13 protein-coding genes are annotated in these 12,477 nt (G+C 68.8%); 6 read left to right on the forward strand and 7 right to left on the reverse strand.

The window, feature by feature from the left end; genetic code table 11:
* Positions 1 to 320 precede the first annotated feature (320 nt).
* The gene (locus AC0Z36_RS17875; RefSeq protein WP_485463915.1) at positions 321 to 1,790 is read left to right on the forward strand and encodes a sensor histidine kinase; all 1,470 of its coding nucleotides are present in this window, start codon (positions 321 to 323) and stop codon (positions 1,788 to 1,790) included.
* Between the two features lie 174 nt (positions 1,791 to 1,964).
* Here AC0Z36_RS17875 and AC0Z36_RS17880 read toward each other — a convergent pair whose 3' ends face one another.
* Together AC0Z36_RS17880 and AC0Z36_RS17885 are read right to left on the reverse strand one after the other, a co-directional pair.
* On the reverse strand, positions 1,965 to 2,219 hold the full coding sequence (locus tag AC0Z36_RS17880) for a WhiB family transcriptional regulator (protein WP_485463916.1): 255 nt from the start codon (positions 2,217 to 2,219) through the stop codon (positions 1,965 to 1,967).
* Between the two features lie 317 nt (positions 2,220 to 2,536).
* Complete coding sequence (locus tag AC0Z36_RS17885; protein ID WP_485463917.1) at positions 2,537 to 3,481, reverse strand: diacylglycerol/lipid kinase family protein; 945 nt, start codon at positions 3,479 to 3,481, stop codon at positions 2,537 to 2,539.
* Positions 3,482 to 3,609: 128 nt separating this feature from the next.
* Between AC0Z36_RS17885 and AC0Z36_RS17890 the strand changes: the two genes are divergently transcribed.
* Positions 3,610 to 4,098, forward strand: a complete 489-nt coding sequence (locus AC0Z36_RS17890; protein ID WP_485463918.1) for a hypothetical protein — start codon at positions 3,610 to 3,612, stop codon at positions 4,096 to 4,098.
* 68 nt (positions 4,099 to 4,166) lie between these two features.
* Here AC0Z36_RS17890 and AC0Z36_RS17895 read toward each other — a convergent pair whose 3' ends face one another.
* The 3 genes from AC0Z36_RS17895 to sodN form a co-directional block, all read right to left on the reverse strand.
* A complete protein-coding gene (locus AC0Z36_RS17895) occupies positions 4,167 to 5,117 on the reverse strand; it encodes an RNA polymerase sigma factor SigF (RefSeq protein ID WP_485463919.1) in 951 nt (316 codons plus the stop codon).
* 74 nt (positions 5,118 to 5,191) lie between these two features.
* Entirely contained in the window at positions 5,192 to 5,635 is a 444-nt protein-coding gene (locus AC0Z36_RS17900; protein WP_485463968.1) for an ATP-binding protein, read from the reverse strand.
* Between the two features lie 452 nt (positions 5,636 to 6,087).
* Complete coding sequence (gene sodN / locus AC0Z36_RS17905) at positions 6,088 to 6,489, reverse strand: superoxide dismutase, Ni (RefSeq protein WP_485463920.1); 402 nt, start codon at positions 6,487 to 6,489, stop codon at positions 6,088 to 6,090.
* A 119-nt stretch (positions 6,490 to 6,608) separates the two neighbouring features.
* Between sodN and AC0Z36_RS17910 the strand changes: the two genes are divergently transcribed.
* A complete protein-coding gene (locus AC0Z36_RS17910) occupies positions 6,609 to 6,971 on the forward strand; it encodes a S24/S26 family peptidase (protein WP_485463921.1) in 363 nt (120 codons plus the stop codon).
* Here the strand turns inward: AC0Z36_RS17910 and AC0Z36_RS17915 are convergent.
* Positions 6,953 to 7,504: a CGNR zinc finger domain-containing protein gene (locus tag AC0Z36_RS17915; RefSeq protein WP_485463922.1), complete on the reverse strand. Its 552-nt coding sequence runs from the start codon at positions 7,502 to 7,504 to the stop codon at positions 6,953 to 6,955. The two genes, AC0Z36_RS17910 and AC0Z36_RS17915, sit on opposite strands and share 19 nt — an antisense overlap.
* Before the next feature lie 535 nt (positions 7,505 to 8,039).
* Between AC0Z36_RS17915 and AC0Z36_RS17920 the strand changes: the two genes are divergently transcribed.
* The 3 genes from AC0Z36_RS17920 (at position 8,040) to AC0Z36_RS17930 (ending at position 12,068) form a co-directional block, all read left to right on the forward strand.
* Entirely contained in the window at positions 8,040 to 9,230 is a 1,191-nt protein-coding gene (locus tag AC0Z36_RS17920) for an NAD(P)-dependent malic enzyme (protein ID WP_485463923.1), read from the forward strand.
* A 151-nt stretch (positions 9,231 to 9,381) separates the two neighbouring features.
* A complete protein-coding gene (locus AC0Z36_RS17925; protein ID WP_485463924.1) occupies positions 9,382 to 10,332 on the forward strand; it encodes a zinc-binding dehydrogenase in 951 nt (316 codons plus the stop codon).
* A 179-nt stretch (positions 10,333 to 10,511) separates the two neighbouring features.
* The gene (locus tag AC0Z36_RS17930; RefSeq protein WP_485463925.1) at positions 10,512 to 12,068 is read left to right on the forward strand and encodes an ABC transporter substrate-binding protein; all 1,557 of its coding nucleotides are present in this window, start codon (positions 10,512 to 10,514) and stop codon (positions 12,066 to 12,068) included.
* Positions 12,069 to 12,215: 147 nt separating this feature from the next.
* Here the strand turns inward: AC0Z36_RS17930 and AC0Z36_RS17935 are convergent, their stop codons facing one another.
* Positions 12,216 to 12,395 carry a DUF6104 family protein gene (locus tag AC0Z36_RS17935; RefSeq protein WP_485463926.1) on the reverse strand — a complete coding sequence of 60 codons (180 nt, stop codon included), beginning with the start codon at positions 12,393 to 12,395 and terminating at the stop codon, positions 12,216 to 12,218.
* Positions 12,396 to 12,477 lie beyond the last annotated feature (82 nt).

The following is a 12,477-nucleotide window of genomic DNA, read 5'->3' on the forward strand; positions in this document are numbered from 1 at the left end:
CATCCCCGTCGCTGCGCTCCGGGGCTGTTCGGCGCCCGCGCGTCGCCCGGTCAACCAGCGTCCTCCGGACGCGCTCCCTCGCTTCGCTCTGTCGCTTCGCCGGGCTCCAAGCGCAGGCGTCATCCTCACATCCCCGTCGCTGCGCTCCGGGGCTGTTCGGCGCCCGCGCGTCGCCCGGTCAACCAGCGTCCTCCGGACGCGCTCCCTCGCTTCGCTCTGTCGCCTCGCCGTGGGGCCCGCTTGGGACGCTCTCTACCTGCTCGGAAGCATCCTGGCAGCAAGCACACCGCAGAGCCGTCTACGCTTCCGGTGTGCGCTCCATGAACGACTTGGTCCGTAGTTACGGATCCCTGTCCAACGCCGAACTCGACTGGCTGCATCTGCTGGTCAGCGAGTGGCAGCTGCTCGCCGACCTGTCCTTCGCGGACCTGGTCCTGTGGATCCCCACGGGGGAGGACCGCTACGTCGCGGTCGCCCAGATGCGGCCGAACACCGGTGCGACCTCGCATCAGGACGACATGGTCGGCAAATTCGTTCTGCGTGGCGAGCGCCCGATGCTGGACGTGGCCTACGACGAGGGCCGGATCGTCCGCGAGGGCGACCCCGAATGGCGCGACGAGGTCCCCGTCCGGGTGGAGGCCATCCCGGTCGCCCGCGAGGGCCGGGTCATCGCGGTCATCGCCCGCAACACCAACCTGCTGACCGCCAGGACCCCCAGCCGGCTCGAACTGACCTACCTCCAGAGCGCCTCGGACCTGGCCCGCATGATCGCCGCGGGGGACTTCCCGTACTCCGGCGAACAGGCCGACATGGGTGCTTCGCCGCGGGTCGGCGACGGACTGATCCGGCTCGACGTGGACGGCATCGTCCAGTACGCCAGCCCGAACGCGCTATCGGCCTACCACCGGCTCGGCCTGACCGCCGACCTGACCGGCCAGCATCTGGGCCGACTCACCGCCGAACTCGCGCCCACCGACGGCCCCGTGGACGAATCGCTGTCCGCCGTCATCAGCGGACGCGCGCCACGCGAGACCGAAGTCGAGACCGAGTACGCCGTCGTGCAACTGCGGGCTATCCCGCTCAAGCCGCGCGGCACCCGCATCGGCGCGCTGATGCTGCTGCGTGACGTGACCGAACTGCGCCGCCGCGAACGCGAGCTGATCACGAAGGACGCCACCATCCGGGAGATCCACCACCGGGTGAAGAACAACCTGCAGACGGTGGCGGCCCTGCTGCGACTTCAAGCCAGGCGGCTTGACAATCCGGAGGCCCGCTCGGCACTGGAGGAAGCCGTACGCCGGGTCGGCTCGATCGCGATCGTGCACGAGACGCTGTCGCAGAACCTCGACGAACGCGTCGACTTCGACGAGATCGCCGACCGGGTACTGGCCATGGTCGCCGAGATGACCGCCGCGCTCAATACCTCGATCCGGGTACGGACCGCCCGGAAGGGATCCTTCGGAATCCTCACCGCGGAGACCGCCACCCCGCTGGCGATGGTGCTGACCGAACTGCTGCAGAACGCTCTTGAACACGCCTTCGACGGGCCGGGCGGAAACCTGGAGGTCGCCGCCGAGTGCACCGGTGACCGCCTGGTGATCACCGTGGTCGACGACGGCGCCGGACTGCCGGAGGGCTTCAACCCGCAGACCTCGGGCAACCTCGGCCTGCAGATCGTCCGCACGCTGGTGGGCAGCGAACTGGGCGGCCGTTTCGACATGACATCCCGCAAGTCCGGCGGCACGCGGGTGACCCTCGACCTGCCCCTGAAGCGCGGTACGAACCGCTGAGCCCGTAGGAACTGCTGAGCCCGTACGGGACGACCTTTCAGGCAGGTCAGGCAGGTCAGGCAGGACAAAACGACAGTGCCCCGCCGACCGGCAAGCCGGTCTTCGGGGCACTGTCGAGGTACTACTCAGGCCGGAGAAGACTCCGGAGCTGTTGTGACGCGCGTCTGATCGAGATCAGGCGTTGGCGCGGGCGCGGTTGCGGGCGGCGCGGCGCTTGAGTGCGCGACGTTCGTCCTCGCTCATGCCGCCCCACACGCCGGCGTCCTGGCCCGACTCGAGTGCCCACTGGAGACAAGACTCCATCACGGGGCACCGGCGGCAGACGGCCTTCGCCTCTTCGATCTGCAACAGGGCGGGCCCAGTGTTGCCGATCGGGAAGAACAGCTCCGGGTCTTCGTCACGGCAGGCAGCAACGTGGCGCCAGTCCATGCGGTCCAACTCCTTGTGATCGGTGAGGCCTGTCAGGCCTCGCCCAGGTGGCTTGTGAATGTGAACGCTTTCACGAACTCGCCGATAACGTAAGGGCCGACACTGTCGGTCCCCTGGTTTGGTGGTGGGTTCGGGCGGAGAGACTGTTTCCCTACGGGTGTCTCACCGGCCACATAGAGCGTGACAAACGTCGCGCGAGTCCACAACCCCTCGGCAGAAGGTTTTTTGAAATCATCTGTGTCGTCTGAGTCACACCGCTGCTTTGAAGGGGTGGAGCCGGTCCGACTTTCATCTGAAAGGCGTATGGCCCTTCTCAGTCACACAATCACACGCAGTGCACGCGAAATGGACCGGAAGGTCACGCTGTGTCGCCGACCCAGGTGATCACCATCCACCTGGAACGGCGCCGGCTCTTCCGCCGTAATGGTGAACGATCCGCAGTCGTGCAAAGTCACTGCGTGCCGACCGGCCGTCCGCGGACCCGAAGGCGGGGCCGTGTCCTGCCGGAGCATCCGACCGAGGTGCCGCAGTGTTCCCAACGCGGGCATCCGGGTCAGCCCGAAAAGATCCAGACCGCCGTCGAACGACGCCTCCGGGCACGGGTTGACGGGCCGGTTCCCCAGGTAGGTCCAAGGCACCGTGTTCTGGACTATCGCCAGGCACAGGCCCCCGACCGGTTCGCGGCCCTCGGCTTCCAGTGTCATGGATCCGTTTCGACGTGCGGCTGATTCACTGAAGAACGCCCGCAGCGCCGTACGGACGTATAGGTTGTTGGTGGCCTTGCGGCCCGTCGCCCGTGCGTCCTCGACCCGGCGAACGACATCAGCGTCGAAACCCAACCCCGCGTTGAACAGGAACCAACGCTCATCGGCCATGCCCAGGCCCACCTCGCGGCTGCTGCTGCGGCGGAGTGCGTCCAGGATCATCCCGGTCGCTTCCACCGGGTCGTTCGGTGTGCCCAACGACCGGGCGAAAACGTTGGTGCTCCCCCCGGGGACCACCGCCAGCGCGGGCAGGGACGGTGCGGGCCCGTCCGCCAGCAACCCGTTCGCCACTTCGTTGACCGTGCCGTCGCCGCCGAGGGCGATCACCAGGTCCAGACCGTCGGTCGCCGCCTGGCGCGCCAGTTCCGTCGCGTGCCCGCGGTGACCCGTCGACACGACGTCGAGTTTCAGATCACTGGCGAGCGCGTGCGCCAGGACGTCGCGGGTCCGCTTGCTGGTGGTCGTGGCGCTGGGGTTCACGACAAGCAGGGCACGCATGCCCGACAGATTACTGTGCAGAGCTCCACGTCGTTGCCGTGCGGTGCCGCCGTGCACCGCCACCTGCGGTGTCAGCCTTCGGCAGAGGCGGAACGCCCGCGCAAACGGGGACGCAGTAAAATCGGGCTGTGACCCGTCGTGCCTCTTCCTCAGCCCCTGCCGCAGCGGACTCCGAAATCGCGCCCTTCGATCCGGTCGGCCCGTTGCGCCGCTTCCGGTGGGCGGCCTACGCGGTCGGCGTGGAGGCGGTGGTCTCGTTCGGAATCGCGCTCTACCTGATCCTGCGCAGCGCCTTTGGCCATCCGCACAACCGCGGCGAGGGCATCAGCATCGGTATCTACCTGCTGATCCTGGCGGTCGGAATGATCGCGGTACTCCGCGGGATGCACCTCGAACGGCGGTGGAGCCGGTCCCCGGCGATCGTCGCCAACATGGTCGTGACCGGCGTCGGCTGGTATCTCTTCGCCAGTGACTACGACGGCCCGAAGTATCTCGGTGTCGTGGTCATGGCAGTGGGCATCGCGGTGATCGTCACGGTGGCCGCCCCCAGTGTCTACCGGGCCCTTGAGCTGCGCTACGAGGAGCGGACGGGCCGTCCGGGCCGCTATACCGACTAACGTTTCCGCACCCTGGCATACGACTGCGGCCCCGGAGGTCCTCCGGGGCCGCAGTCGTATGCCAGGGCTCATTCCTCGACCAGCAGCTTTTCGCGGAGCTGGGCGAGCGTGCGGGCGAGCAGCCGGGAAACGTGCATCTGGGAGATGCCCACCTCTTCGGCGATCTGTGACTGGGTCATGTTGCGGAAGAAGCGGAGCAGGAGGATCTTCTTCTCCCGGGCCGGCAGCTGTTCGAGCAGCGGCTTGAGGGATTCGCGGTACTCCACGCCCTGCAGCGCTTCGTCCTCCGAGCCGAGGGTGTCGGCGACCGCCGGGGAGTCGTCGTCGGTGTCCGGGACGTCCAGCGACAGCGTGCTGTACGCGTTCGCCGACTCCAGGCCTTCGAGGACCTCCTCCTGGGAGATCTTCAACTGGACGGCCAGTTCGGCGACCGTCGGGGAGCGCCCGTTGCGCTGGGACAGCTCCGCGGTCGCCGAAGTCAGCGAGAGCCGCAGCTCCTGGAGGCGGCGTGGGACCCGTACGGCCCAGCCCTTGTCCCGGAAGTGCCGCTTGATCTCACCGACGATCGTCGGTGTCGCGTACGTGGAGAACTCCACGCCCCGCAGTGGGTCGAACCGGTCGACCGATTTGATGAGGCCGATGGTGGCGACCTGCTCGAGGTCGTCCAGCGGTTCACCGCGGTTGCGGAACCGGCGGGCCAGATGCTGCACCAGCGGCATGTGCATCTCGACCAGGCGGTCCCTGATGACGGCGCGGCGCGGGTCCTCGACCGTGAGCACGGCCAACTCGCCGAACATCACTTTGGCGCGTTCCCGGTCATGGGTCTGGGCGGCCGTCCTGCGGCGCGGCACCATGGGGGAGCCGAACGGGCGCAACGGGGGCGGGATCTCTTCGCCGTCGGGCCCGAGGGTGCTCTCGGCACTGCTCCCAGTGTCAGAAGCGTCGGAGGTTTTGAGTTCGCCGACCTCGTCCGTCACCCCGGTGCCACCCTCGATCGTTGTGCTCGTGTCACTCACCATGCCTTCACCCTCCCGGGGCCCGACCTCCGCGTGGCCTTCGCCCGGAAGGTCATCGTCGCCTACACCGCCGACAGTCACGTCTGCCCCGGTCCGCCACCGCGCTTCTTGTGCAGGCTGATGGTGACCACCTTGTTCTCATCGACCTTCGTGTCCACCTCGCCCGCCAGTGCTGACAGGACGGTCCACGCGAACGTGTCCCGGGCGGGGGTGCGCCCGTCGGTGGTCGGTGCCGACACGGTGATGGCCAGCGAATCGCCGACCAGATGGAAGACACAGGTCAGCGCGCTGTCCGGAACGGCCTGGCCGAGGAGCATCGCGCACGCCTCGTCCACGGCGATGCGCAGATCCTCGATCTCGTCCAGAGTGAAGTCCAGACGTGCGGCGAGGCCTGCGGTGGCCGTACGGAGAACGGAGAGGTAGGCCCCCTGGGCCGGCAGCTTGACCTCGACGAAGTCCTGCTGTGCGGCGCCGGTTCCGTCCGCCGTTTGTGCGGATCGCTGGGACACCCTCACCTCCAAGGTGCTTGTGTGGGTGGCGCGAAGACGCGGCACGCTGAGGAGTGCACACAGCGGATCGCGCTCGTCGGCCACGGTCGTTGACGGGAGTCCCGCACGACGCTACCGCGCGGATCGCTCTACTGTCCCCAACCCTTGAGACTGAGAGTGGAGCGTCCGCATAGACGACGGTACGTCACGATATGTGATTTGGCGAGTACGTAGTGTACGCGGGATCTTCGGGTGCGCGCGCGGTGAGCTAAGGTGATCGGGTGATTTTGGGGTGATTCGCCGGACTGGGGGCGGTCTCTGACGCAGAGTCGGGCGGGTAGGCCGCCCAGTGGGATCAGGGGTGAGCCGTACCCGCAGCTGCACTCGCTGGTGACTGATGTCCGCCGCACCGCGTGAGCGGGGGCACGCAGAAGGCCGGATCAGGACAATTCCTGATCCGGCCCTCCGATGATGCGTTACTGCGGTCAGGCCTTCTTGGTGGCCCAGAAGATCTCGGCGATCTCGTCGATCAGGTCGAGCAGCTTCTGGCCGTCCTTCGGGTCCACCGAGCCCTTGCCGCCCGCCGCGCCGGCCTGCTTGATGGCACGGTTGAACAGGTCGTGGAGCTGCGGGTAAGCCTCGAAGTGAACCGGCTTGAAGTAGTCCGACCACAGCACCGACAGGTGGTGCTTGACCAGCTCGGAGCGCTGCTCCTTGATGCCGATCGCCCGGGCGCGGAACACCTCGTCGGTGTTGCCCTGGTACTTCTCCATGATGGCCTTGACCGACTCGGCCTCGATGCGGGCCTGCGCCGGGTCGTACACGCCGCAGGGGAGGTCGCAGTGCGCCTCTACCGTGATGGTCCGCGCGAACAGTCGCGAGAGCATTGGGGGTCCTTTCTCGTGATCGTCTTCCCGGGAGGGACCCTACTCCGGCTACCCGGAGATTTCCTGATACCCCCTGGCCCACGTGGGGTGCTTATCCGTACAGATCGGATGAACCACGCATGACGGACGCTGTACGGCCGCCCCGGCCGTTGATTCCCTGGGGCTTCGCGACGGTCCGTGGGCCCTCGATGGTGCCGACGCTCTTCAGCGGGCAGCGGCTCCTGGTGCGCTACGGGGGCGCTGTGCGGCCCGGCGACCTGGTGGTGGCCGTCCGGCCCGACCGGCAGCGGACGGTGGTCGTGAAGCGCGCGCAGCGCCGTACGGCCGACGGTGGCTGGTGGATCGTCGGGGACAACCCCTTTGCGAGCGACGACAGTGCGGTCTTCGGCCCGGTCCCCGCGCAACTGATCGTCGCCCGGGTCGTTCTCGTACGACATGGACGCGTTTTCGGTTGGCACAGACCTCAGCGGCCGGCGGCCTGACGGCGGCGGGCCCGGTGGGCGGCGACGTTCGAACGTGTGGCGCAGCGGTCGGAGCAGTAACGCCGTGAGCGGTTGACGGAGGTGTCCAGGAAGACGTTGCGGCACGGGCCCGCCCGGCACACACCGAGCCGGTCCACGCCCTGCGAGGTCAGCTGGGTCGCGAGGCCCATCGCCGCCACCGCCGCGTATCCCTCGGCGGCGCCGACGGTGTCGTCGGCCAGGTGCAGGTGCCAGGGGCGGCCGTCGTGCCCGGTGATGCGTGGGTGGACGGGATATTCGGCGAGCAGTCCGTTGAGGACCGCCGTCGCGTCCGACTCCTCACCCCGGGACGCGTGGATGAACACCATGCGCAGCCGGGACCGGACGGACCGCAGCCGGACGACGTCGGCCTCGGTCAGGCGGGAGATGTCCCGGTTGGCGTCGGCGAACAGCCGGGCGGCGTCCCCAAGGGTGCGCAGGTCGTCCTGGCCGCGTTCGGGGCGGTCTGTGTTGGCCAGCCGGACGGCGTACCCGGCGTACCCGGTGAGTTCCACGGCCTCGATCCCTGGATGTCTTGTGTCGGCGCTGTGTGACCTGTGTGACCTGCGTGACCTGTCGGACCCGTCCGGCCCGGGTGACCTGCGCGCCGCCGCCGTTCAGCCGGTGGTTCGCCGCCGCTCCACTGCCGGTTCGTCAAATGTTCGGATCAGGAAGGGAATTCGAGGCCGGCCGGGTGTGGTTGCGGTTACCGCAAGACTACCCATGCCCCGGTCGGCGCCATGAGCAGCATCACATCGCACGCGTGTAACCAGTGGTCACAGACCTCTCACCGAACGGGGGCCGTGTGCCAGAATCGGCGCACGGGTGACCCCCGTACACCTACCGGGCATTCCTACGCGGCGACAAGTCGTGCGGGGTGCGGCCGGTGGGATTTCTTACGCAGTGTCCGATCCACGTGGGCCCGCCGACTCGCCCTCAGGAGCACACCGGCCTTGCTCGCCGGCACCCTCCTCGGCCGTTCCTCCGGCCGCGGCGTCCCCACGCCCGGAACTGCACCAAACCCTCACCTTTGATCTAAGGGGTCACAACGTGGCAACCGAGACTTTCCCCGCGGAAACCGCCGTCGACGAGCTCGACCCGGCGTTCGCCTTGCACCGTGGCGGCAAGATGGAGATCAGCTCCACTGTGCCGATCCGCAACCGGGACGACCTGTCCCTGGCGTACACCCCCGGCGTGGCCCGGGTGTGCACAGCCATCGCGGAGAACCCGGACCTCGTCCACGACTACACGTGGGTGTCCAACACGGTCGCAGTCATCACCGACGGAACCGCAGTCCTCGGCCTGGGCGACATCGGCCCGTCCGCCTCCCTCCCCGTGATGGAGGGCAAGGCGATCCTGTTCAAGCAGTTCGGCGGCATCAACGCGATCCCGATCGCGCTGGACTGCACCGACGTCGACGAGCTCGTGGACACCATCGCCCGGCTCGCTCCGTCCTTCGGTGGCATCAACCTTGAGGACATCAGCGCCCCGCGCTGCTTCGAGGTCGAGCGCCGGCTCCAGGAGCGCCTGGACATCCCGGTGTTCCACGATGACCAGCACGGCACCGCGATCGTGGCGCTCGCCGCGCTGCGCAACGCCGCGACGGTGACCGGCCGGACGATCGGCGACCTGCGCGCGGTCATCTCCGGCGCGGGCGCGGCCGGGGTCGCCATCGCGAAGATCCTGGTCGAGGCCGGGGTCGGCGACCTGTGTGTGGTCGACAGCCGGGGCATCGTGCACGAGGGTCGCGAGGACCTCACGCCGATCAAGCGCCTGATCGCCGAACTGACCAACAAGGCCGGGCTCAAGGGCTCGATCGCGGACGCGATGGCCGGTGCCGACGTGTTCATCGGCGTTTCCGCGGGCCAGGTGCCCGAGGAGGTCGTGGCGACGATGGCCGACAAGGCGATCATCTTCGCGATGGCCAACCCGAATCCGGAGATTCACCCCGACCTGGCGCACAAGTACGCCGCGGTGGTCGCCACCGGCCGCAGCGACTACCCGAACCAGATCAACAACGTGCTGGCCTTCCCCGGTGTCTTCGCCGGTGCGCTGTCCGTCCGGGCGTCGCGGATCACCGAGGGCATGAAGGTCGCCGCCGCCGAGGCGCTGGCGGCCGTCGTGGCCGACGAGCTGACCCCGGCCTGCGTGATCCCCTCGCCGTTCGACGAGCGGGTGGCCCCTGCGGTCACCAGGGCTGTCGCGGCGGCGGCCCGCCGTGACGGCGTCGCAAGGATCTGAAACCGTGCGAGATCCGGTGCCGTACGGATCTGATCCGGTGAACGGCTGACCCGGCGGGGGCGGGGCGTGGACGGCAGGCGGCGCGGCAGGTGCCGAATCGCTGTCCACACCCCGCCGTCAGCAACTGAAACCCGCGGGTAGGGTCGCAGACATGTTTGCTGTGAGCGCTGTGCGCATCAGTCCTGACTCCCCGTTGGACGGCCTGGAACTCGGTGAGCGGCCCGAGCCGGAAGCGCGTGACGGCTGGACCACCGTCACCGTCAAGGCCGCCTCGCTCAACCACCACGACCTGTGGACGCTCAAGGGCGTCGGCATCTCGGACAAGCAACTGCCGATGATCCTCGGCTGCGACGGGGCCGGCATCGACGAGGACGGCAACGAGGTTGTCATCCACTCGGTCATCGGGGGCGTGGGCAGCCAGGAACCGCGGTCGATCCTGACGGAGAAGTACAACGGCACCTTCGCGCAGCAGGTCTCCGTACCGCGGTGGAACCTGCTGCCCAAGCCCGCCGCGCTGTCCTTCGTGGAAGCGGCGTGCCTGCCGACCGCGTATCTGACGGCGTACCGGATGCTCTTCACCAACTCCGGGGTCAAGCCCGGCGGCACCGTGCTCGTCCAGGGCGCCGGCGGCGGCGTGGCCACCGCCCTGGTGCTGCTCGGCAAGGCGGCCGGCTACCGGATGTGGGTCACCAGCCGGGACGAGGCCAAGGGCGAACGCGCCGTGGCGCTCGGCGCGGACGCCTGGTTCCCGTCCGGCGCGCGGCTGCCCGCGAAGGCCGACGCCGTCATGGAGACCGTCGGCGCGGCCACCTGGTCGCACTCGGTCAAGAGCCTGCGCCCCGGCGGCACCGTGGTCATCTCCGGCGCCACCAGCGGCTCCAACCCCTCCAGCGCCGAACTCACCCGCATCTTCTTCCAGGAGATGCGCGTGGTCGGCTCCACGATGGGCAGCAAGGAGGAACTGGCGGGGCTGCTCAACCTGTGTGACGTCACCGGCGTACGTCCGGTCATCGACACTGTGCTGCCGCTGGAGAAGGCCGTGGAGGGCTTCGCCCGGATGGCGCAGGGCGAGCAGTTCGGGAAGATCGTCTTCACCAACTGACGTAGCGCTGTCTGAGCACAGCCTTGTCTGACGCAGGGCCGGCTGAGACCGCGCACGTCGAATCCGTACGGTCCGCTGATTTCCGGACCCGCCCGGCAGGTCCACCGCACTGCCGCCGCAGGGCCCGCCCCGTACGCTGTTGCTCTCTGAATTCTGTCCTTCGGAAGGGAACCGCCGCGATGGATGCGCTCCACGTACCCAGACGGCGGTTCCTGGCGGTGGGTGCCGCGCTCGGCTCCGCCGCCGCCGTCGGGCCGCTGCTGACCGCGTGCAGCACCGACGGCCGCAAGCAGCGCGAAGGCGGCGTCCTCATCGTCGCCACGCCACCCCTGCCCGGCGCGCTCAACCCCCTCCAGGGGGAGAGCGAACTGCTGCGCTGGATGACCGACCCGGTGGTCGAGACGCTGTACTCCTACCGGACCGACACCACGATGCGCCCGATCCTGGCCGTCTCCAACCCGCTGGTCTCGGCGGACGGCAAGACCTGGACCATCCGGCTGCGCGAAGGCGTGAAGTTCCACAACGGCGACCCGTTCACCGCTGAGCACGTGGCCGACGTGCTCAGCCATGTCGGCGACCAGGCCGCGGCCGGCGGCTGGAACGCCTACCTGGGCGGCCGGATCTCGGACGCCTCGGCGACCGACCCCCGCACGGTGAAGATCACCCTGCCCCGCCCGTACGGCCTGCTGCGGGAACTCCTCACCTGCCTGCCGATGGTGCACCGGAAGACCATGAACGACCCGCAGGCGCTGGTGGGCACGGGTCCGTACCAGCTGGGGGTGTGGAAGCCGGGCACGGCGCTGACCCTGCAGAAGTTTCCCGGCTACCGGGACAAGTCGGCCAACCTGGACACGATCGACTTCCAGGCGACCGCTGACCCGGCCGTCCGGCTGGCCGACCTGAAGGCCAAGAAGACCATGGTCGACGTACGGATCACCGCCGACGATGTACGGCGTTTCTCCTCGGGCAAGGACATCGAGACCCACGCGGTCAGCGCGCCCGTGGACCTGCTGATCCTCCCCAACGCCACCCGCGCCCCGTTCGACAACGTGGCCGCCCGCCGGGCCCTGGCGTACGGCATGGACCGGCGGCAGGTACGGGACGGCGTCTACCGCGGGATGGGCACCCTCGGGCAGGGCCCGGTCGGACCCGCGGTGGAAGGCTGGGACGACAAGACCAAACCGTACGGACAGGCCGTCGACACCGAACGTGTCCGGGTGCTGCTCGGCGAGTCCGGGCTCGGCGCGACGATCACCTGCGGGCTGATCGTCGAGTCGGGTTCGGCCGAGCTTGCGGCAGTGGCCAAGACGCTGGTCGACGGCTGGGCGAAGGTCGGCTTCAAAGTCACCGTCGAGGCACTGGCCGCGAACGCCTTCGCCGAGCGCCGCCGGCGACGCGACTACGACCTGGCGCTCACCTACAGCCGGTCGGCCGCCTACATCGGGCGTACGGCCTACTCCGCGCTCGACCTCGGCCGGTCCGACAACGCGGAGGGCCCCGGCTACAAGAACGCTGAGTACGACCGGCTGATCGAGGAGGCGTGGGCGGCCGACCGGACGCCGCGCCGGGTCGAGCTGTCGGCGCTCGCCAACGAGATCATGCTGCGCGACGCGGTGCTGCTGCCCCCGGCGTACCCCAAGCTGCTGGCCGCGCAGACGAACCGGGTCGAGGGGATCCACGAAGGGCGGATGGCCTACGGGCTGCTGGCGCTGGAGACGCTGCACCTGCGGGGCTGACTGCTGCCGGTGCGGTTTGCCGGCGGGGTGTGGTCGCGTCCGCGTGTGCGGGTTTGCCGGCGGGTGTGGTCGTGCCGGACATGCTCGGAATGCTGTGGACCGGTCTCCGGCAACAGCATTCCGAGCGTGATCGAAGCGGGGGACCGCTCAGCCCTCGTCCTCGTCGTCCAGCCGGGCGAGCCAGGTCGCCAGGCGCTCGACCGGGGTCTCGAACTCGGGGTTCAGGTCGACGAAGGTCCGCAGCTGCTCGGCCAGCCACTCGAAGGTGACCTCCTCCGCGCCGCGCCGCTTCTCCAGCTCTTCGATGCCTCGGTCGGTGAAGTACATCGCTCCTGCTCCGCTTCGGGTGGTGGGGGAAAGGGCGGTGCCCCGGCGCATCGTACGCACCGGGGCACCGCTGGTTCAGCCG

It is taken from the genome of Kitasatospora sp. UYEF31 (genome assembly GCF_057291755.1).